A 21,690-nucleotide genomic window follows, 5' to 3' on the forward strand; every position below is an offset into this window, starting at 1 on the left:
CATTTTGCTATGCTTTTCTTTTTTGGAAGAGAGGTTAGATGATGAAGAATACGAAATTTATTACTGAGGGTGCAGCGTTGCTAGCGATATATGCAATGTTATTGCTTATATCTATGTATGTTCCAATTTTAGGTACAGTTGTAACGTTTGCGTTGCCATTGCCGTTTATATTGCTAACGATAAGATATAGATTATCTAACGCCTTTGTAATTTTTACGGCGGCACTTTTTATTACTGTTATTGTCAGTCAACCGATGAACCTAGTAAAGACAACTATGTTTGGATTGATAGGTATCGTTTTAGGATATATGTATAAAAAACAAAAAAAACCGGTAGAAATTTTGATGGCGGGGACGCTTGCGTACTTAATTGGTATTATGCTCATTTATGTTGCAAGTATAAAGTTTTTTAACATAGATTTAATGAAGCAAATGCAAAATATGCTTAATGAAAGTATGGCGCAAAGTGAAAAGATAGTCACTGCTGCTGGTATGCCTATTAGTAAGGAGCAAAAAGAATTATTTGCACAATTTAATGATGTGTTACAAACGTTATTCCCAAGTTTGCTTGTAATGGTCTCGGTATGTTTTTCTTGGATTACAGTTATGATATCAGGTAGTGTTTTGAGAAAACTAAAGCATGACGTTATACCTTGGCCTAAATTTAAAGATATACAATTACCAAAGAGTATTGTTTGGTATTACGTTATATTTATTTTGCTATCAACTTTTATAAAAGTAGAACCGACATCATATTTACATATGGTATTTTCTAACCTATATGTCATATTTGCCTTACTACTAGTACTACAAGGTCTGACATTTATCGCTTTTCTAGCGCATAGCAAAGGTTTTACGAAAGGGGTTCCTATTATTAGTTTTATTGTCTGCATGTTTATACCGATGTTGTTTCCTCTTGTGACAATCTTAGGTATAATTGATTTAGGGATTTCATTGCGTTCTAAAATAGGAGGATAAAGTAATATTCCTTATACTATTTTAATCTGTTTAACTAACTGAAAGGTGAGTTAGTTTTACTTTATAGGAGTTGTATACATGCCTGAATTTTATAAGAAACAGTGGTTTTTATATCCTGTTTATGTATTGGCATTTTTCGTGTTTGTGCTCATTGCCATCCTCTGTTATTTTCATTTAATTATGGGGATATCCACCTTTTTTATTTTTTGCATTGTACTTTTTGTTGTTATACGCTTTGAACTGACCTTTCAAAGGAATTTTGAGAAGTATACGACAGATATGATTACAAGAGTAAAGAAAGTGAGTAATGAAGCATTTAACCAAATGCCGATTGGTATTTTGTTATACAATAAGGATTATGGGATTGATTGGGCGAATCCTTATTTATCTTCATGTCTAGGACAGCATGCGTTAGCTGGATGGCACCTTTATGATGTATCAGAAACGTTGCTTCTTTTTATTAAGGGAGAAACTTCCGAAGATATAGTCTCTTTAAATAACCGAAAGTTTCGCGTTTTTGTAAGGAAAGAAGAAAAGTTAATTTATTTCTTTGATGTAACGGAACAAACAGAGATTGAAAAGATGTACGAGGATCAACGCACTGTTTTGGCTGTCATTTATTTAGATAATTATGATGAAGTTACACAGGGGTTAGATGATCAATTACGTACGAATATCACAAGTCTTGTAACATCACGACTAAATGAATGGGCCGTTAAGTATGGGGCATATTTAAAACGTGCATCTTCAGAAAGATTCTTCGTTGTACTAAATGAGAGTATTTTAGCACAGATGGAGAAAGGGAAATTTAGCATTTTAGATCAGGTGCGTGAAGAAACATCCAAAAGGAATATACCACTCACCTTAAGTGTAGGTGTTGGATCAGGTGATTTACCTTTATCAGAGCTTGGGGCAATGGCTCAGTCCGGTTTAGACCTTGCGCTTGGCCGTGGTGGAGATCAAGTAGCTATTAAACAAGCGACAGGTAAAGTTAAGTTTTATGGTGGTAAGACGAATCCAGTTGAAAAACGTACTCGTGTACGTGCCAGAGTTATTTCGCATGCATTAAAGGATTTAGTATTAGAAAGTAGTAATGTCATTATAATGGGGCATAGGGCTCCTGATATGGACGCAATTGGTGCTGCGATTGGTATTTTAAAGGTAGCGCAATTAAATGAGCGCAAAGGATATATTGTGTTAGATGAAAATGATTCTGATAAGGGAATTAAGCGTTTAATGGATAAAGTGAAACAAAACGAAGAGTTATGGTCTCACTTTATTACCCCAGGACAAGCGATGGAATTTGCAAATGATGATTCATTACTTGTTGTTGTTGATACGCATAAACCTTCAATGGTGATGGAAGAAAAGCTGTTACATAAAATTGAAAATGTAGTTGTTATTGACCATCATCGCCGGGGAGAAGATTTTATTGAAGATCCATTGCTTGTTTACATGGAGCCATACGCTTCTTCCACGGCAGAACTTGTTACAGAATTACTTGAGTACCAACCGAAAAATTTAAAAATGACAATGTTAGAAGCAACGGCATTGTTAGCAGGTATTATTGTTGATACGAAAAGCTTTACATTCCGGACGGGTGCTCGTACGTTTGATGCAGCTTCTTATTTACGCTCGCATGGTGCAGATACTGTACTTGTACAAGAGCTTTTAAAAGAAGATATGGATCAGTATTTACGGGTTGCAAAAGCTATTAAAAATGCGTACATTTATACAAATGGAATTGCGATTGCAAAAGTTGATAGTGATGATTACTACGATCAAGTGCTTATTGCGCAATCAGCGGACACATTATTAACAATGACAGGAATTATTGCGTCATTTGTTATTGCAAAACGTGGCGAGAATTTCATTGGAATTAGCGGCAGGTCTTTAGGTGAAGTGAACGTGCAGCTAATTATGGAAAATTTAGGCGGTGGTGGGCATTTAACGAATGCAGCCACACAAATGAAAAATGTTACAGTAGATGAAGCTGAGGAGAAGCTTCGATTTGTTATTGATGACTATTTACAGGGAGGCACACAATCATGAAAGTAATTTTTCTAAAAGACGTAAAAGGTAAAGGGAAAAAAGGAGAAATAAAAAACGTACCAGATGGCTATGCAAATAACTTCTTACTAAAACAAGGATTAGCTGCTGAAGCGACAAATAGCAGTATGAAAACTTTAGAAGCTCAAAAGCGAAAAGAAGAAAAAGATGCAGCAGCAGAGGTTGAAAATGCAAAAGAGTTGAAAGAAACGTTAGAGAAACTAACTGTAGAAGTAAAGGCGAAATCTGGAGAAGGTGGCCGTCTATTCGGTTCAATCACAAGTAAACAAATCGTAGATGCAATGCAAAAATCACATAAAATTAAACTTGATAAACGTAAATTTGAAATGGATGATGCAATTCGTGCATTAGGCTATACAAACGTTACTGTGAAGTTGCATCCGCAAGTAACAGCAACAGTAAAAGTTCATGTTAGTGAACAATAAAAATAAGTTAAGCAAGGAGGATTGCGTATGAGTGATGTAATGGCTGATCGTACCCCTCCGCATAATATAGAGGCTGAGCAGGCGGTTTTAGGGGCCATATTAATTGATCAAGATGCGTTAACGTCAGCATCGGAATTATTGGTACCTGACTCATTTTATCGAACGAAACATCAAAAGATTTTTGAAGTCATGCTTGGGTTATCTGATAAAGGAGAGCCGATTGACTTAGTAATAATGACGTCAGCAATGGCTGATCAAGGATTATTAGAAGAAGTTGGTGGGGTTTCTTACTTAGCAGAATTAGCAGAAGTTGTTCCAACCGCTGCTAACGTAGAATATTATGCACGAATCATCGCTGAAAAGGCGCTATTACGTCGTTTGATTCGAACAGCGACTCATATCGTGTCTGATGGGTATGAGAGAGAAGATGACGTGGATGGTCTTTTAAATGAGGCTGAGAAAAAAATATTAGAAGTATCTCACCAAACAAATGCAAAAGCATTCCAAAACATTAAAGATGTTCTTGTAGATGCTTACGATAAAATTGAACTTTTGCATAATCAAAAAGGTGAAGTTACTGGGATACCAACTGGATTTACAGAATTAGATAAGATGACCGCAGGTTTCCAGCGAAATGATTTAATCATCGTAGCGGCACGTCCATCAGTAGGGAAAACCGCATTTTCATTAAATATCGCACAAAACGTAGCGACGAAAACTGATGAAAATGTAGCGATTTTTAGTTTAGAGATGGGCTCTGATCAGCTTGTTATGCGTATGCTTTGTGCAGAAGGAAATATTGATGCGCAAAGACTGCGTACCGGTTCATTAACTTCTGATGATTGGGCAAAATTAACAATGGCGATGGGGAGCCTTTCTAATGCTGGTATCTATATTGATGATACACCAGGGATTAAAGTAAATGAGATTCGAGCGAAATGCCGTAGATTAAAGCAAGAACAAGGTCTAGGGATGGTTTTAATTGACTATTTACAGCTTATTCAAGGAAGCGGGAAATCAGGAGAAAACCGTCAGCAGGAAGTATCTGAGATTTCTCGTACATTAAAAGGGATTGCGCGTGAATTACAAGTGCCTGTTATTGCCTTGTCACAGTTATCTCGTGGTGTAGAATCTCGTCAAGATAAACGTCCGATGATGTCTGACATTCGTGAATCGGGAAGTATCGAGCAGGATGCTGATATTGTAGCCTTCTTATATCGTGAAGATTACTATGACCGAGAAACGGAAAATAAAAATACGATTGAAATTATTATTGCAAAGCAGCGTAACGGTCCCGTAGGCTCAGTAGAGCTCGCATTCGTTAAAGAGTTCAATAAGTTCGTTAACTTAGAACGTCGCTTCGAGGATGGACATGCGCCGCCTGCATAAAGATAGTATAAAAAAGAAATGCATTTCTTATAATAAGATGTGTTTCTTTTTTTTTATAGGAAAGATAAGGCTTTCATAGTGTGAAAATATAATTCTTACGAACGAAAATGTTTTTTAATAAAAAAATGTTCGCTTTTTGGTTGACTTCTTTTTCGGTTTTGGTACAATTATATTGTTTGAATAGATCGTTTGAAAATCGCGGAGGTGCTTTAATAATGTCTTCAGTAGTAGTTGTAGGAACACAATGGGGCGACGAAGGAAAAGGTAAAATCACTGATTTTCTTTCTGAGCATGCGGAAGTAGTTGCAAGATATCAAGGTGGAAATAACGCGGGACATACAATTGTTTTCGGCGGAGTTAAATATAAATTACACTTAATTCCATCTGGTATTTTCTATAAAGAGAAAATTTGTGTAATCGGAAATGGCTTAGTAGTAGATCCGAAAGCATTACTTGAAGAGTTAAAATACTTACACGATCGTGGTGTAAGTACTGATAATTTACGTGTAAGTAACCGTGCGCACGTTATTTTACCTTATCACTTAAAACAAGATGAATTAGAAGAAGCAAGTAAAGGTGATAACAAAATCGGTACAACGAAAAAAGGTATCGGTCCTGCATATATGGATAAAGCTGCTCGTATTGGTATTCGTATGGCTGATCTTTTAGACCGTGAAGCATTTAAAGAAAAGCTTGAGCGCAATTTAGTAGAAAAAAATCGTTTATTTGAAAAAATGTACGATACAGAAGGTTTCAGTGTAGAAGAAATCTTCGAAGAGTACTTCGAGTACGGACAACAAATCGCGCAATATGTATGTGATACGTCTGTTGTATTAAATGATGCACTAGATAACAATCACCGTGTATTATTTGAAGGTGCACAAGGTGTTATGCTTGATATCGACCACGGTACGTACCCGTTCGTTACATCTTCTAACCCGATTGCTGGTGGTGTAACAGTTGGAACTGGAGTTGGTCCTGCGAAAGTTACTCGCGTTGTAGGTGTGTGTAAAGCATATACAAGCCGCGTAGGTGATGGTCCGTTCCCTACGGAGCTTCATGATGAAATTGGTCATCAAATTCGTGAAGTTGGTCGTGAGTACGGAACGACAACTGGTCGTCCACGCCGCGTAGGTTGGTTCGATAGCGTTGTTGTAAGACATGCGCGTCGTGTTAGTGGTTTAACAGATTTATCATTAAATTCTATCGACGTTCTAACAGGTATTCCGACTCTTAAAATTTGCGTTGCTTACAAATACAATGGCGAAGTTATCGATGAAGTTCCAGCAAACTTAAACATTTTAGCGAAATGTGAGCCTGTATACGAAGAACTTTCAGGTTGGACAGAAGATATTACTGGTGTAAAATCATTAGACGAGCTTCCTGAAAATGCACGAAAATACGTAGAACGTGTTTCTGAGTTAACAGGAATTCAATTATCTATGTTCTCAGTTGGACCAGATCGTAACCAAACAAATATCGTTCGTAACGTATACGAAGCTTAATTGATATTTTTGAGAAAAAACTCATGTCCGCATGAGTTTTTTCTTATCTTTTATAAAAAAATAAAAAAAGTATTGCAAAAAACAAAGGAAACATGTTATGATACATCTTGTCGTCACGAAAATATGACGTTGGTGAGTATGAGCCATTAGCTCAGTTGGTAGAGCATCTGACTTTTAATCAGAGGGTCGAAGGTTCGAATCCTTCATGGCTCACCATTTTATTTTTCGTGGCCCGTTGGTCAAGTGGTTAAGACACCGCCCTTTCACGGCGGTAACACGGGTTCGAATCCCGTACGGGTCATGTTTTTTTTATGTTCATTTTTGGTCCCGTGGTGTAGTGGTTAACATGCCTGCCTGTCACGCAGGAGATCGCCGGTTCGACCCCGGTCGGGACCGCCACTTTTGTTTATACCACCATTAGTGGTTTTATATATAGTTTTGGCTCGGTAGCTCAGTCGGTAGAGCAGAGGACTGAAAATCCTCGTGTCGGCGGTTCGATTCCGTCCCGAGCCACTCTCAGGATATTAAGTGGGCCCACTTAATATCCTTTTTATTTGTGTAATTTTACAAAATTGAGTAGTTATTTTAAAATAGAATGAGAAGCCTCTAGCAGTTGAAGCTAGAGGTTTTTCTATAGATCGTATAGGATTCCGTGTAAAAGTGGATCATACATGAGTCTGTGAGAATAGAGGAGAAAGTACTTAAGCAAAAGATGCGGCCATATAGGGACATACTATGTAGACATCAATGTGTTTAGGGATATTGAACATATTTTTACCCCGCATTAACGGGCAGTAAGACCCCACCCAAAAATTCAACGAAGGTAAAGAAGTTAGGTGCGGGATCAACTGCACGTAAATGCCCGATTAAAGTTTCACTTTATAAGGAGGAAATAGACGATGATGGGAAAGAAAATTTTAGTAGTTGATGATGAAAAGCCGATTGCGGATATTTTGAAGTTCAACCTAGAAAAAGAAGGTTTTGAAATTGTAATGGCGCATGATGGTGATGAAGCGATTGAAAAAGCGAATGAAGAGCAGCCAGATATGGTTTTATTAGATATTATGCTACCAGGTAAGGATGGCTTAGAGGTTTGCCGTGAAATACGTAAAAGCTCAGAAATGCCGATTATTATGCTTACAGCAAAGGACTCTGAAATTGATAAAGTATTAGGGCTTGAGCTTGGAGCAGATGATTATGTAACGAAGCCATTTAGTACGAGGGAACTACTTGCTCGTGTGAAGGCGAATTTACGTCGCCATCAACAAGGTGGTGCTGCAGAAAAAGAAGAAAATACGGAAATGGTTATTGGACCAATCGTTATCAATTCAAATGCGTATAGTGTAACGAAACGTGAGGAAAATATTGAACTTACACATCGTGAATTTGAGCTACTACATTATTTAGCCAAACATTTAGGACAAGTTATGACTCGTGAGCATTTATTGCAAACAGTTTGGGGTTATGACTACTTTGGAGATGTACGTACAGTGGATGTAACAGTGCGTCGTTTACGTGAAAAAATTGAAGATAATCCAAGTCATCCTACTTTAATTGTAACTAGACGTGGAGTAGGATATTACTTGCGTGACCCAGAGCAGGAATAGTATATGAAGAAAGTTGGTTTTTTTCAATCTATTCATTTAAAATTTGTACTCATATATATGCTATTAATATTGATAGCTATGCAAGTTATTGGGGTATATTTTGTAAGAGAGTTAGAAAAGAGTCTTGTACAAGGCTTTAGAGATTCTTTAACGCAGCAAACGAACTTATTATCATATAACTTGAAACAAGAGTTTAAAAAAAGTTATACAAAGGCAGAAACAGAATCAACAGATGAAACGATTAAAACTTCAATTCGAAAATTTGCCTCTGATCGAAAGAAAGATATCCAAGAGGTAAGTGTATTTGATTCGCATAGAAAGTTACTCGCTATTTCAGATGAGTCAAAGCAAAACAAGGTAAATAGAACATCAACTGATATAGCTGTTCAACGGGTATTGGTACAAAAAAAGCCAGAAGTGAAAATTGAGAAGGATGGTCGTACAGGCCATCGTGTACAAGTTATGCTTACTCCTATTCTAGATGATAACGGCAAGGATGCACTTGGTGTTATTTACATTGTTGCATCTATGGAAGATGTTTATAAACAGATGAAGGATATTAATCAAATTTTTGCGACTGGAACCGTTATTGCATTACTCGTAACAGCTGTACTTGGAATTTTGTTAGCTCAAACGATTACGAGACCAATCTCAGATATGCGAAGACAAGCGATTGAAATGGCAAAAGGAAACTATTCAAGAAAAGTAAAAGTGCATAGCCATGATGAAATAGGACAATTAGCATTATCTTTCAATAATTTATCAAAAAAATTACAACAAGCTCGTTCTTCAACTGAAAGTGAAAGACGTAAATTATCATCTGTTTTATCACATATGACAGATGGAGTAATTGCTACTGACCGAAAAGGAGACATTATTTTATTAAATGATCCTGCGGAAAAGATGCTAAATGTTTCGCGTGAAACGGCGCTCGATCAATCTGTTTTAGAGGTATTAGGGATACAAGAAGAATTTACGCTCGATCATTTATACGAAGAGCCTGATTCCGTTTTATTAGATTTTAGTACGAGAAATGAGCCATATATTTTACGTGCTAGTTTCTCTGTTATTCAAAAAGAGACAGGGAAAGCAAATGGTTTAATTGCCGTATTATATGATGTAACTGAGCAGGAGCGTATAGAAAGGGAACGCCGTGAGTTTGTGGCAAACGTTTCCCATGAATTAAGAACGCCATTAACAACGATGCGCAGTTACTTAGAGGCACTTACGGACGGCGCGTGGCAAGATCCGAATATTGCACCGCAATTTTTAACAGTTACACAAGAAGAAACAGAAAGAATGATTAGACTTGTAAATGCGTTATTGCAACTTTCTAAACTCGATAGTACAGAACATCGTTTAATGAAAGAATGGGTGGACTTTACTGACTTCTTTAATAACATTATTGATCGTTTTGAAATGTCTAAAGAGCAAAACGTAAGTTTCAAACGATCTTTCTCTAAGAAATCCCGATTTATTGATATGGATACGGATAAAATTACGCAAGTTTTGTATAACATTATTTCGAATGCATTAAAGTATTCACCAGAAGGTGGAACAGTAACATATCGCTTACGTGATCGTGGGGAATTATTAGAGGTTAGTGTAAGTGACCAAGGAATGGGTATTCCCAAAGAAAACGTCGATAAAATCTTTGAACGTTTTTACCGCGTAGATAAAGCACGTTCAAGACAAATGGGTGGTACAGGACTTGGATTAGCAATTGCAAAAGAAATGATTGAGGCACATGGTGGCTCGATTTGGGCGAAGAGTGAGGAAGGAAAAGGGACAACTATTTACTTCACATTGCCAATGGCAGCAGATGAAGAGGACGATTGGGAATGAGTATGGAAAATGTTAAAACGATAGTTTTAATTAATTTAGTTGTAATTAGCCTATTTCTTACTTTTAACTTATGGACGTATGTGCCAGATTCCACGTCTATGCAAAACGCAAAATTTGTGCAGGGGAATGAAGGAATTACTCAAACTAAAATCGCTGATGTTGTCCGCCCTACTTCTATCATCGTGCATAAAGATAAAAATCATTATGGGAGCAAAAGAGAGGGAGATATAGAATCAATCTATAAACCTTTGGAAGCAGGGGAATTACATGATTTCAAAGAGATATCGATTGCTAAGGTTGATTTCCTTTCTTATGTGCATGGTGAAGGGAAAATTGAACTTGTTTTTCCTACCAACATCCCGTTTGATGCAGTTAAATCTATGTTTAATATGAAAGAAAAAAGTATAAATAAGCCTAAATATTTTAATCGAATTATTCTTGATCCTTCTAGAAGTAGGGATCAAGAAATTAAAATTAATTTTGTTTCTGATGGTGATAACTCTAGAATATATGAAGCAAAATTAAGTGGTGTGTATTTAAAAGATATTGTAAATGCACAAAATCAATTTATAGTATCGGCAAAACCTTATTTTGACTATCAAATTAATGATATGAAAAAGCTATTTTTACCAGATGGAACGACAGAATTAAGTAATATAACATATATTTCATCTAATTTAGCGGTTGATACATTTAAGAATGCTCTTTTTAGTGACCCACGTTATTTAAGCCCTATTACCGAGAAATCGAAAGAAACATTTACGGATGGTATTAGGTCCATGGAGATTGAAAACGATCATCATATGCTAAAGTATAAAAATTCTTCTGTTTCAAGTGAGAAAACGACAGATAATTTAATGCTTTTACAAAAAAGCTTTGATTTTGTAAATGGTCACAGTGGGAGTTTGGATTCATATCGTTTGGATTATATGAATAAAGGACAGACGGTATTCCGTTTACATGAAGATGGATATTCCGTATTCAATACAGATGGATTAGCTGAATTGAGACAAGTATGGGGATCAGAAGAAGTAATGGAATATGAAAGACCGTTGTTGTCTTTAAATACGAAAGGTATAGAACAGAAGGTTACTCTTCCATCAGGTCATGTTGTAATAGCATCTTTAGAAAATAATGCCGCGGTAGATAAAAGATTCATTAAAGACATTGGTATTGGATACAAATTATCACTAGATGGGCAAGTAGCTCGACTACAGCCAATTTGGTATGTAAAGTTTGTTGAAGATGAAGCGGGTAAACAAAAAATATATGAGTGGAGTGAGGGAGGACTAAATGGATTGGGATCGGATTAAAACCATATTTATTGTGACCTTTTTTGTTTTGGACCTCTTTCTCATTTTTCAATTCATTCAAAAGCAAGATAGTAATCAATTGGAGCTTATTGCAGAAACAAAGATAGATCAAGAATTAAAAGCAAACAAAATTACTATGGGTAATTTCCCTAAAGAACCGAAAAAAGAATCATTTATTAGGGCGGAAAACAAGGCGTTTAAAGAAGAAGATGTACAGTCTTTAAAGAATCAAACGGCGCATATACAAAATATGTACAGGATAGAAAGTAAGCTAAAAGAGCCCTTTTTAAATACAAAATCATTATCCAAAGATAAGTATAGTGATTTTTTGAAGAACTATGTATTGGATGGACAAAAGTATGAGTTTGGGGCGATGAAAGACTCTAAAATTTACTTCTTCCAAAAATATAAAGATAAGCCTGTTTTCTATAACGATCAGGCAATGATTGTTGTGGAATTAAATGAAAAAAATGAACTTGTGTCGTACACGCAGACGATGCTAACTGATTTAAAAGAAATGGGCGAAAGTGAAAAAACGAAACAGCAAGAAATTATTACTGCTCAAACAGCTTTAGAAAATCTGTATTTAAAAAATAAAGTTCATGGGAATACACATGTAAAAGAAGCACAAATTGGTTATGCCACCCTTACCGCATCTACTTCTAATAACCAAGTACTCGCTCCAACATGGAATTTAAAAACGGAGCAGAAGCAGGACTTCTTTGTAAATGCAATTGAAGGACAAGTTATGGAATTAGGGGAAAGGGAAAATCAAGTGGTTGATGAACATACTGGAGTGAGAAAGAATGGGGTTGCATTTTAGCGTACTTGCAAGTGGAAGTACAGGGAATATGCTATATGTAGGAACAGATGAAAAAAAATTACTCGTCGATGCAGGTTTAAGTGGTAAAGCAACAGAGGCTTTATTTAAACAGGCAGAATTAAATATAAATGATGTATCAGGTATTCTTGTAACACATGAACATAGTGACCATATTAAAGGGTTAGGTGTATTGGCACGTAAATATGATTTACCTGTTTATGCAAATGAGAAAACATGGAATGCAATGGAACATTTAATAGGAAATATCCCAACTGAGCAAAAGTTTATTTTCTCAGTTGGGGATGTGAAAACATTCGGTGATATTGAGGTCGAGTCATTTGGGGTTTCTCATGATGCGGCAGAGCCGATGTTCTATGCTTTTCATAACAATAATAGAAAGTTAGCCCTTATTACAGATACGGGATACGTGAGTGATCGTATGAAAGGTGTTATTAAGGGTGCTAATGCTTTCGTGTTTGAAAGTAATCATGACGTGGAAATGCTTCGTATGGGACGTTATCCATGGAGTATTAAGCGACGTATTTTAAGTGATGTGGGTCACGTTTGTAATGAGGACGCTGCATTAGCGATGGCGGATGTAATTACAGATGAGACAAAACATATTTATTTAGCCCATTTAAGTTTAGATAATAACATGAAAGAACTAGCACGTATGTCAGTATCACAAGTATTAGAGGAAAAAGGATTTGGAGTGGGAGAAGCCTTCGAAATTCATGATACAGATCCGAAAATGCCTACAAAAATTCAATACGTATAATTCTTCATTTTAGTAAACAATAAAGGTGAATATAGTTGTTTTCAGGAAGATGGGTGAACAAATATGTCCTTTATTGATGAAGAAAATTATCGTATGAAACGTGCAAGAAAAAAGAAGCATAAAGGTATTGTTATTTCTAGTATAGCAGGAACAATTGTAGGAGCTTCGTTATTTGCATTTGGAGCTCCTTTATTTGCGAATGATGCGGGGGCGCTTCCACAAGCTGAAGCAAGTGGAAGTAATATGGATGAAGCTCAAGGAATTAAACAGATTAGCTTCGTTGATGCTGTTGATCGTGCGTCTGAAGCTGTTGTTGGCGTTATTAATATTCAAAGAGATAATTTTTCAGAGGCAGATTCAGAAGCTGGTACAGGATCGGGTGTAATTTATAAAAAGACAGATGGCCAAGCTTATATTGTAACGAATAATCATGTTGTTGCTGGAGCAAATCGTATTGAAGTAAGTTTAAGTGACGGTAAGAAGGTTCCTGGGAAAGTATTAGGAACCGATGTAGTCACAGATTTAGCTGTACTAGAAATAGATGCAAAGCATGTGAAAAAAATAATTGAAATTGGCGATTCTAATACTGTTCGTAGAGGGGAGCCGGTCATTGCGATTGGAAACCCACTGGGGCTGCAATTTTCTGGAACTGTCACACAAGGCATTATTTCGGCTAATGAACGTATTGTCCCTGTAGATTTAGATCAAGATGGACATTATGATTGGCAAGTAGAAGTTTTGCAAACAGACGCAGCGATTAATCCAGGTAATAGTGGTGGTGCGCTTGTAAACGCGGCAGGTCAATTAATAGGCATTAACTCAATGAAAATTGCAGCAAAAGAAGTAGAAGGAATTGGACTAGCTATTCCAGTTACTAGAGCTGTTCCAATTATGAATGAATTAGAGAAGTACGGAAAAGTAAGGAGACCGTATGTTGGAATTGAACTTAGATCGTTAAATGAGATTCCAAACTACCATTGGTCAAAAACATTGCATTTACCAGGCAATGTAACAGAGGGAGTTTGCATTTTAGATGTGAAGAGTCCTTCGCCAGGTGTAGATGCTGGTTTACGAGAACACGATGTGATTGTAGCGGTAGATGGAAAACCGGTTCGCGATATTATCGGATTCCGTACGGCCTTATATGATAAAAAAATTAATGATAAAATGACTCTTACGTTTTATCGTGGTACAAAACGAGCAACAACAACGGTTAAACTAGGCATTCAAAAGTATTAAAAACAGGAGGGCCTACCTCCTGTTTTCTATTGTAGAAAAGTGAGGTGAAGAATATGAATTTACCTTGTTGTTTAGAACATGTTGAATTAGCTTTAGATATTATTGTGGATGAGTGTGAAGTTGCACCGGTTATCAACAATGTGGATAACTCAGAAAAAGAGAAAAAAACATGTGAATTTTGTCAAAACGAGGCGACATATGTTGTATCGAACACAGATTCTCACACAATATGTGGGTAACAATTGTGGATATGTGGATAAGTTATGTGGATAACATGTTTGTAAGGTGGGGAATGAGTGTGAATATCTCGATTATTTCAATTGGGAAATTAAAAGAAAAATATTTAAAACAAGGTATAGCAGAATACTTAAAACGATTATCTGCATACGCAAAAGTAGAAGTAATTGAATTACCAGATGAAAAGGCGCCAGAAAATTTAAGTGAAGCAGAAATGTTAATTGTAAAAGAAAAAGAAGGTATACGTATACTGGATAAAATTTCTGACGATACGCATGTCATTGCGTTAGCGATAGAAGGAAAACAAAAATCATCAGAAGAATTTGCAGTAAGCTTAGATCGTCTTGCTACATATGGAAAGAGTAAAGTTGCATTTGTAATAGGTGGATCACTTGGACTAAGTTCAGAAGTAATGAAGCGTTCAAACGAATCTCTTTCTTTTTCAAAGATGACATTACCACACCAATTAATGCGATTAGTATTGCTTGAGCAAGTGTATAGAGCGTTTCGTATTAATCGTGGGGAACCGTATCATAAATAAAATTACTTTTTGTATATAAAAAGAGTAAAAAAGACCATTGGGCAAAAACCACCGATGGTCTTTTAAATATTAATAGGTAGTACGAAGGTTTCCTAAAATAAGTATGTTTCTATTTATAAAAAAGTGTGTTGTAATATGAAGAGGAAAAGTATAAGTAGTCATAGAAGTGAGGAATTAAAGGTGAAGAAGTTTAAAAAGTTTTACTTGGAGATTACGAGTGTATGTAATCTTGCATGCAGCTTTTGTCCGCCGACGGAAAGGCAGAAGCAATTCATTTCTGTGGAGGATTTTGCTAAAAGATTAGACCAAATTAAACCTCACACAGACTACATTTATTTGCACGTGAAGGGTGAGCCATTGCTCCATCCAAAAATAGATCAACTGTTAGATTTGAGCCATGAAAAAGGGTTTAAAGTTAATATTACAACGAACGGAACGTTAATTAATAAGAGAAGGCATAGACTGTTAAATAAGCCTGCTTTAAGACAAATGAATTTTTCACTGCACAGTTTTGATGGGCATCCAGGTTCGCAAGATAAAGAAGGTTATGTAAGGAGTATACTTTCCTTCATTAGAGAGGCGACAAGTCAATCGGATTTAATTGTTTCACTACGGTTATGGAATTTAACTCAGGATAATAAAACAAATGCTGAAATCCAGAAAAATAGAGATTTATTATCCATCATTGAAAATGAGTTTGGTCTATCTTATCAAATCGAAGAGAAGCTTACACCAGGAAAAGGTATAAAAATTGCAGAACGCGTCTTTATTAATCAAGACTATGAATTCCAGTGGCCAGCATTACATGAAGAAGAGGATGATGGAAAAGGATTCTGTCATGGTCTTCGAAATCAAGCGGGTATTTTAGCGAACGGAACGGTTATTCCTTGCTGTTTAGATGGTGAAGGGATTATTAACCTTGGGAATATTAATAATGACTCATTTTCTAATATTATAGAAGGTGAAAGAGCAACAAACATTGTCGATGGATTTTCGAAAAGAGTTGCAGTCGAAGAGCTATGCAGGAAATGTGGATACCGTAAAAGATTTGGAAAATAAATATGAAAAAAGCCCTCATAAAGTGAGGGCTTATTTTTTATTCTTGATAAGAATGTTCCAATTCATCAATTAAGGAACCGACGTAAGAAACAGCCCTGCGGATTGCATCTGGTTTTGACATATCTACTCCGGCATGCTTCATTAATTCAAGTGGTTTCATCGTACCACCAGCGCGAAGTACATCTAACCAGCGGTCAACGGCAGGTTGCCCTTCCTCTTTAATCATTTGGGCTACCGCAGTAGATGCAGTGAGGCCTGCGGAATAGGTGTAAGAATATAAGCCCATATAATAATGAGGTTGGCGCATCCAAGTTAAGCCAGCACCTTCGTCAATTTCTACAGAATTTCCCCAGAATGTCGAAAGTACATTTGTTTTTATTTCAGTTAAAGTTGAAGCTGTAAGTGCTTCTCCTTCTTCTGCTAGGGTATATACTCTTCTTTGATATTCTCCCTCAAGTAAGTGAGTAACAAAGTTATGATAATATGTGCCAAGTAGTTGCAGAATCACCCATCTGCGCATTCTCTTGTCGTCAGTAGTCGCTAATAAATGCTGGGCTAATAGTAATTCATTCATTGTAGATGGTGCTTCAACAAAGTACATAGATGGACGTACATTCATAATACGCTGGTTTTTATTTGCTAAATAAAAATGACCAGCATGGCCAAATTCATGTGCTAATGTGAAGCATCCACGCATCGTATTTTGCCATGTAATTAAAATGTATGGATGAGAACCATATGGGCTTGAACAAAATGCTCCGGTGGATTTGCCTACGTTATCTGCAAGATCAACCCATCTTTCTTTGAATCCTTTTTCGATAATGGAACTATATTCATCGCCTAATACCTTTAAAGAATCTTGAATTAATTTACCAGCCTCCTTGTATGTGATGGTTGGATTAAATTCGGGATCTAAAGGTGCATGTAAGTCGCAGAACAGCATTTGATCGAGTCCTAATACTTTCTTTTTTAAATCTGCAAAACGGCGCATATGAGGCGCTAATTCTTTATAAATAATATCAAGTTGATTGTTATACATTTCAAGTGGAACTTTTTGAGGTTCTAAAAGCATATGAGTAACAGATTCAAATTTGCGTAAACGAGAGAGTGTTACTTGTTTTTTTACTTCAGTAGCATATGTTGTTGCCACTGTATTCTTATATCGTTTTAAGGTCGAAACAAATGATGAGTATGCTTTTCTACGTATGTCTACGCTTGGAGAGAACTCATATTTGCTTTCAAATAATGAAAATGATACAGGGAGTTCGTTTCCTTTTTCGTCTTGTATGGAGGTAAAATCCATATCGGCTAATTTAGTCATACCGTAAATTTTGTATGGAGAACTATGTACTTCGCCAAGTGCAGCAAGAGCTTCTTCTGTTTCAGGAGAGAGCGTGTGCGGCCTTTTTTGTAGGATGTCTAGTAATGATTTACGGAAAGGTTCGAGTTTTGTTTCTTCAACTAAATATTTTTCAATTGTTCCTTCGTCGAATGAGAGGATTTCATTATGGATAAAGGACAGTGCAGTATGTACTTTCGTCCATAAAGCAGCAATTTTGGAAGAGTTCGCTTGAATAATTGGATTTGTACGATCAGTGGATTCTTTTAAATTTGCATATGAGTATAGTTTTGTTAACTCCATTAAAAGATCTTCTTCTAAAAGTAGGCAATGTAATAAGGTAGTGGGGCTAGTGTGTAATTGTCCTTTAAACGCATCAAGTTTTTTTATATCGTTTGTTAATACACGTAATGCAGTTTCCCACTCTTTATCAGATTCGTATAAGTCAGAGAGGTCCCATGTTAGTTCAGTAGGGACTTCTGTGCGAATATGGCGTTTCTCAATTACATTTTTCATTTGTTATATCCCCCTTATTATAAGTATCTAAAAACATGATACTAGAAAATTCAGTAAAATGAAAATAATTTACATTTCTATGTATGAAAAAGAAGGACAAGCATAAAAATGCTTGTCCTTCGAGTTAAATTTAAAATTAATATACTTTATCACCGTTGAAAATAGAGTTTTTCACGACTACATAATCTACAGTACGAATTGAGTCTAATTTTGTTCCACCAGCGTAAGAGATAGAAGATTGAAGATCTTGTTCCATTTCGATTAAAGTATCTTCTAAAGAACCTTTATGTTCAACGAACATTTTCTTACCTTCAACGTTTTTCTTCTCACCTTTTTGGAATTCAGAAGCTGAACCAAAGTACTCTTTATAAAGTTTGCCGTCTTTTTCGATTGTTTCCCCTGGAGACTCTTCATGACCAGCGAATAGAGAACCGATCATAACCATAGTCGCCCCAAATCGAATAGATTTAGCTACGTCGCCGTGTGTACGAATACCACCGTCAGCGATAATTGGCTTACTTGCAGCTTTTGCACACCAGCGAAGTGCAGCTAGTTGCCAACCGCCAGTTCCAAAACCTGTTTTAATTTTAGTAATACAAACTTTACCAGGTCCAATACCAACTTTTGTTGCGTCAGCACCAGCGTTTTCTAATTCTCTTACCGCTTCTGGAGTCCCAACGTTTCCAGCGATAACGAAGCTTTCTGGTAAATGCTTCTTAATATGTTGAATCATGTTGATTACAGCATTAGAATGTCCGTGTGCAATATCAATCGTGATGTATTCAGGTGTAAGTTGCTCAGCAGCTAATTGTTGTACGAATTCATACTCGTCCTCTTTTACACCAACGCTAATAGAAGCGATTAATCCACGTGATTGCATATCTCTAATGAATGAGATACGTTTCTCTGGTTGGAAACGATGCATGATATAGAAGTAATTGTTTTCAGCTAAATAAGTTGCGATTCTTTCATCAATAATCGTTTGCATATTTGCAGGTACGACAGGTAATTTAAATTTATGTTTACCTAAAGTGACAGTTGTATCACATTCAGAGCGGCTGTTTACAATACATTTTGCAGGAATTAATTGAATATCTTCATAGTCGAATACGTTTTCCATCATTTACACCCCTAAAATACGAATATTTTATTCATTTTGTTTAAAAATGTTCGTCCAAAAGATAATTTACATTATTTTCACTCATAAGTCAAAGGTTTTCATGTTTATATTTAAAAATTAAGGTTTAGCTACGTATGTTGTAAGTTCATGTAATTAAAATGTGTTTAAACATAGTATTATTTGATGTAAAATTATGTTTGGGAAATAAAAGTTAAAGAGGTAAATTTAGGAGGGGTGCTAATGAAACGCTTAGTATATATGGATTGGTTGCGTGTATTAGCAACGATCGCAGTGGTTACAATTCACGTTTCTGCTGGTTATGTTTCTATGTTAGATGCAAATAACGTATCACGCTGGATGACTGGTAACTTGTTTGAATCGATTTCACGTGCGAGTGTTCCGATTTTTGTAATGATTAGTGGAGCGTTATTGTTAAAGGGTACAAAAGATATTTCAGTCGGGGAATTTTTACAGAAGCGTGCAAGTAAAGTAATTATACCTTTTGTAGCTTGGAGCGCTATATTTTATGCATATGGAGCATATGCAGGATATTTCCCGGCATCTTTAAAGCAAGGGATAAAGCACTTTTTAACGGATACTATTGGGGGACATTTATGGTTCTTATACATGATTGTAGGGATATATTTAATTACACCTCTACTGAAAATCTTTGTGAAGAATGCTAAAAAAAGAGAGATAGAATACTTTTTAATTTTATGGCTATATGCGTCTGTTGTAGTCAATTTAGTGAAATATTATTATCCTATCAACTTTAACATTGAATTATTTTACGTTACAAATTATGTAGGGTATTTCTTACTTGGTTATTATTTATCCAATTACGATATTTCGAAAAAATGGAGGAATATTTCTTACATTGGAGGACTTGTAGGATTTATTAGTACATTCTTTATTACATATTACTATACAGTAAAAGCAAATGGACAGTTAGAGCAGTTTTGGTATGGATATTTTGCGCCAGGTGTTGTACTGATGGCGATTGGATTATTTATATTTTTCAAATATGCATTCCAAAAGCCAGAAAGAGAATTACCATTGTTATTCCGTTTTATAAATCAAGCAAGCCTTGGAATCTATATTCTTCACTTCTTCTTATTAAATAACTTGTTGTACATGGTTTTCCCTAAGGTAAATGAGCGTGTACATGCAATATTGGCAATACCTATTAATGTAACGATTACAATTGTTCTTAGTCTGGTAATTACGTTAGTATTGCAAAGAATACCAGTTGTGAAAAAATTAGTTCCGTAAAAATGAATACAGTATAGATAGGGCAGACTTATTATTAAGGCTGCCTTTTCCTATTTTAAAATTATACTTAGATAAATTTAGGTTGAAACGAATTGAAAACAGTGGATTAATATAGTATCTTACTATAGTCTAAAGTGAGGTATGAAGAACATAATAGGTTAAATATAAAATCAAATGAGGTTAATATATGAGTAAAAAAAGCTTTAGTAATTATGCATTAAGTAAAGAAGTAAGACGAGCACTTACTGGTTTAGGATATGAGCATCCGACAGAAGTGCAAGGAGAGGTTATTCCAGTTGCATTGCAAAAGAAGGATCTTGTTGTAAAGTCGCAAACGGGAAGTGGAAAAACGGCTTCGTTCGGAATACCACTTTGTGAAATGGTAGAGTGGGAAGAGAATAAACCCCAAGCATTAGTTTTAACACCAACGAGGGAACTTGCTGTTCAAGTGAAAGAAGATATTACGAATATAGGGCGATTCAAAAGAATTAAAGCTGCTGCAATTTATGGTAAATCTCCATTTGCACGTCAAAAATTAGAGTTAAAGCAAAAGACGCATATTGTAGTGGGGACCCCAGGACGTGTGTTGGATCATATTGAAAAAGGGACCCTTTCTTTAGATCGATTGAAATATTTAGTGATTGATGAAGCTGATGAAATGCTAAATATGGGCTTTATCGATCAAGTAGAGGCAATTATTGATGAATTACCTACAAAAAGAATGACAATGCTATTTTCAGCAACCCTACCGGAAGATATTGAAAAGTTATCCCGTACATATATGAATGCACCAACTCATATTGAAATTAAAGCAGCTGGGATTACAACAGATAAAATTGAACATACCCTTTTTGAAGTAAGGGAAGAAGAGAAGCTTTCACTTCTTAAGGATGTAACTATGATTGAAAATCCAGACAGTTGCATTATTTTTTGTCGTACACAAGAAAACGTAGACCATGTATATAGACAGCTAAAACGAGTTAATTATCCTTGTGACAAAATACACGGTGGTATGGTGCAGGAAGATCGTTTTGAAGTTATGGATGATTTTAGAAAAGGAAAGTTCCGTTATTTAGTGGCAACTGATGTAGCTGCGAGAGGAATTGATATTGATAATATTACACATGTTATTAATTACGATATTCCATTAGAAAAAGAAAGCTATGTACACCGTACTGGAAGGACGGGACGAGCTGGTAATAATGGAAAAGCTATTACATTTATAACGCCTTATGAAAATAGATTTTTAGAAGAGATCGAGGAATATATCGGATTTGAAATTCCAAAAGAACTGGCACCTTCAAAAGAAGAAGTTATAAAAGAGAAAGCAGTATTTGAAGAAAAAATATATGCTAAACCAATTATAAAGAAAGATAAAAATGCAGACCTAAACAAAGGAATTATGAAATTGTACTTTAATGGCGGAAAGAAAAAGAAAATTAGGGCGGTAGATTTCGTTGGTACAATTGCTAAAATTCAAGGTGTTTCTGCTGATGATATAGGTATTATTACAATACAAGATAATGTTTCGTATGTTGAAATATTAAACGGAAAAGGACCACTTGTTTTAAAGGTTATGAGAAATACAACGATAAAAGGTAAACAATTAAAAGTTCATGAGGCAATTAAGTAAAC

Annotated in this window: 18 protein-coding genes and 4 tRNA genes; 20 read left to right on the top strand and 2 right to left on the bottom strand. The window is 35.8% G+C overall.

Annotated elements, in window-relative coordinates; genetic code table 11:
* Nucleotides 1-41 precede the first annotated feature (41 nt).
* The 18 genes from ACSG5Z_RS20415 to ACSG5Z_RS20500 all read left to right on the top strand — a co-directional run bounded on the left by ACSG5Z_RS20415 (nt 42) and on the right by ACSG5Z_RS20500 (nt 15,808).
* Nucleotides 42-977 carry a YybS family protein gene (locus ACSG5Z_RS20415; protein ID WP_142343584.1) on the top strand — a complete coding sequence of 312 codons (936 nt, stop codon included), beginning with the start codon at nt 42-44 and terminating at the stop codon, nt 975-977.
* A 78-nt stretch (nt 978-1,055) separates the two neighbouring features.
* Nucleotides 1,056-3,029 carry a DHH family phosphoesterase gene (locus ACSG5Z_RS20420; RefSeq protein WP_098147892.1) on the top strand — a complete coding sequence of 658 codons (1,974 nt, stop codon included), beginning with the start codon at nt 1,056-1,058 and terminating at the stop codon, nt 3,027-3,029.
* Nucleotides 3,026-3,472, top strand: a complete 447-nt coding sequence (gene rplI, locus ACSG5Z_RS20425) for a 50S ribosomal protein L9 (protein ID WP_000864225.1) — start codon at nt 3,026-3,028, stop codon at nt 3,470-3,472. The genes ACSG5Z_RS20420 and rplI overlap by 4 nt, the downstream gene beginning before the upstream one ends.
* 27 nt (nt 3,473-3,499) lie before the next feature.
* Complete coding sequence (dnaB, locus tag ACSG5Z_RS20430; RefSeq protein ID WP_001286242.1) at nt 3,500-4,861, top strand: replicative DNA helicase; 1,362 nt, start codon at nt 3,500-3,502, stop codon at nt 4,859-4,861.
* A 215-nt stretch (nt 4,862-5,076) separates the two neighbouring features.
* The gene (locus ACSG5Z_RS20435) at nt 5,077-6,366 is read left to right on the top strand and encodes an adenylosuccinate synthase (protein ID WP_044740892.1); all 1,290 of its coding nucleotides are present in this window, start codon (nt 5,077-5,079) and stop codon (nt 6,364-6,366) included.
* A 140-nt stretch (nt 6,367-6,506) separates the two neighbouring features.
* Nucleotides 6,507-6,582 (top strand) — tRNA-Lys (locus ACSG5Z_RS20440).
* A gap of 13 nt (nt 6,583-6,595) precedes the next feature.
* Nucleotides 6,596-6,667: transfer RNA gene (locus ACSG5Z_RS20445), tRNA-Glu, on the top strand.
* A 22-nt stretch (nt 6,668-6,689) separates the two neighbouring features.
* Nucleotides 6,690-6,765, top strand: a tRNA-Asp gene (locus tag ACSG5Z_RS20450).
* 41 nt (nt 6,766-6,806) lie between these two features.
* Nucleotides 6,807-6,879 (top strand) — tRNA-Phe (locus tag ACSG5Z_RS20455).
* A gap of 386 nt (nt 6,880-7,265) precedes the next feature.
* Nucleotides 7,266-7,973 carry a cell wall metabolism DNA-binding response regulator WalR gene (walR, locus tag ACSG5Z_RS20460; protein ID WP_000971866.1) on the top strand — a complete coding sequence of 236 codons (708 nt, stop codon included), beginning with the start codon at nt 7,266-7,268 and terminating at the stop codon, nt 7,971-7,973.
* Nucleotides 7,974-7,976: 3 nt separating this feature from the next.
* Nucleotides 7,977-9,818 (top strand): cell wall metabolism sensor histidine kinase WalK, encoded by a 1,842-nt coding sequence (walK, locus tag ACSG5Z_RS20465; RefSeq protein ID WP_048542845.1) that lies wholly within the window; start codon nt 7,977-7,979, stop codon nt 9,816-9,818.
* Nucleotides 9,815-11,131, top strand: coding sequence for a YycH family regulatory protein (locus ACSG5Z_RS20470; RefSeq protein WP_087981853.1), 1,317 nt, complete (start codon nt 9,815-9,817; stop codon nt 11,129-11,131). The genes walK and ACSG5Z_RS20470 overlap by 4 nt, the downstream gene beginning before the upstream one ends.
* Nucleotides 11,112-11,954, top strand: coding sequence for a two-component system regulatory protein YycI (locus ACSG5Z_RS20475; protein ID WP_435712028.1), 843 nt, complete (start codon nt 11,112-11,114; stop codon nt 11,952-11,954). Before ACSG5Z_RS20470 ends, ACSG5Z_RS20475 begins: the two co-directional genes overlap by 20 nt.
* Nucleotides 11,938-12,732 (top strand): exodeoxyribonuclease YycJ, encoded by a 795-nt coding sequence (gene yycJ / locus ACSG5Z_RS20480; RefSeq protein WP_000522836.1) that lies wholly within the window; start codon nt 11,938-11,940, stop codon nt 12,730-12,732. The genes ACSG5Z_RS20475 and yycJ overlap by 17 nt, the downstream gene beginning before the upstream one ends.
* Before the next feature lie 63 nt (nt 12,733-12,795).
* Complete coding sequence (locus ACSG5Z_RS20485; RefSeq protein WP_435712029.1) at nt 12,796-13,971, top strand: S1C family serine protease; 1,176 nt, start codon at nt 12,796-12,798, stop codon at nt 13,969-13,971.
* A 53-nt stretch (nt 13,972-14,024) separates the two neighbouring features.
* Nucleotides 14,025-14,210 (top strand): CxxH/CxxC protein, encoded by a 186-nt coding sequence (locus ACSG5Z_RS20490; protein WP_001052827.1) that lies wholly within the window; start codon nt 14,025-14,027, stop codon nt 14,208-14,210.
* A 59-nt stretch (nt 14,211-14,269) separates the two neighbouring features.
* Nucleotides 14,270-14,749, top strand: coding sequence for a 23S rRNA (pseudouridine(1915)-N(3))-methyltransferase RlmH (gene rlmH / locus ACSG5Z_RS20495; protein WP_001027003.1), 480 nt, complete (start codon nt 14,270-14,272; stop codon nt 14,747-14,749).
* Nucleotides 14,750-14,929: 180 nt separating this feature from the next.
* Nucleotides 14,930-15,808, top strand: a complete 879-nt coding sequence (locus tag ACSG5Z_RS20500) for a radical SAM/SPASM domain-containing protein (RefSeq protein WP_000713629.1) — start codon at nt 14,930-14,932, stop codon at nt 15,806-15,808.
* Between the two features lie 37 nt (nt 15,809-15,845).
* Here ACSG5Z_RS20500 and pepF read toward each other — a convergent pair whose 3' ends face one another.
* Nucleotides 15,846-17,663 carry an oligoendopeptidase F gene (gene pepF / locus ACSG5Z_RS20505; protein WP_435712030.1) on the bottom strand — a complete coding sequence of 606 codons (1,818 nt, stop codon included), beginning with the start codon at nt 17,661-17,663 and terminating at the stop codon, nt 15,846-15,848.
* Nucleotides 17,664-17,799: 136 nt separating this feature from the next.
* The gene (gene guaC, locus ACSG5Z_RS20510) at nt 17,800-18,783 is read right to left on the bottom strand and encodes a GMP reductase (RefSeq protein ID WP_000432444.1); all 984 of its coding nucleotides are present in this window, start codon (nt 18,781-18,783) and stop codon (nt 17,800-17,802) included.
* 240 nt (nt 18,784-19,023) lie between these two features.
* On the opposite strand from guaC, the gene ACSG5Z_RS20515 reads away from it, so the two are divergent.
* Together ACSG5Z_RS20515 and dbpA are read left to right on the top strand one after the other, a co-directional pair.
* Nucleotides 19,024-20,055, top strand: a complete 1,032-nt coding sequence (locus tag ACSG5Z_RS20515) for an acyltransferase (protein ID WP_435712031.1) — start codon at nt 19,024-19,026, stop codon at nt 20,053-20,055.
* A 187-nt stretch (nt 20,056-20,242) separates the two neighbouring features.
* Nucleotides 20,243-21,688, top strand: a complete 1,446-nt coding sequence (gene dbpA, locus ACSG5Z_RS20520; RefSeq protein ID WP_087981861.1) for an ATP-dependent RNA helicase DbpA — start codon at nt 20,243-20,245, stop codon at nt 21,686-21,688.
* Nucleotides 21,689-21,690 lie beyond the last annotated feature (2 nt).

The sequence above is a fragment of the Bacillus pretiosus genome (genome assembly GCF_051294775.1).
GTDB lineage: Bacteria > Bacillota > Bacilli > Bacillales > Bacillaceae_G > Bacillus_A > Bacillus_A wiedmannii.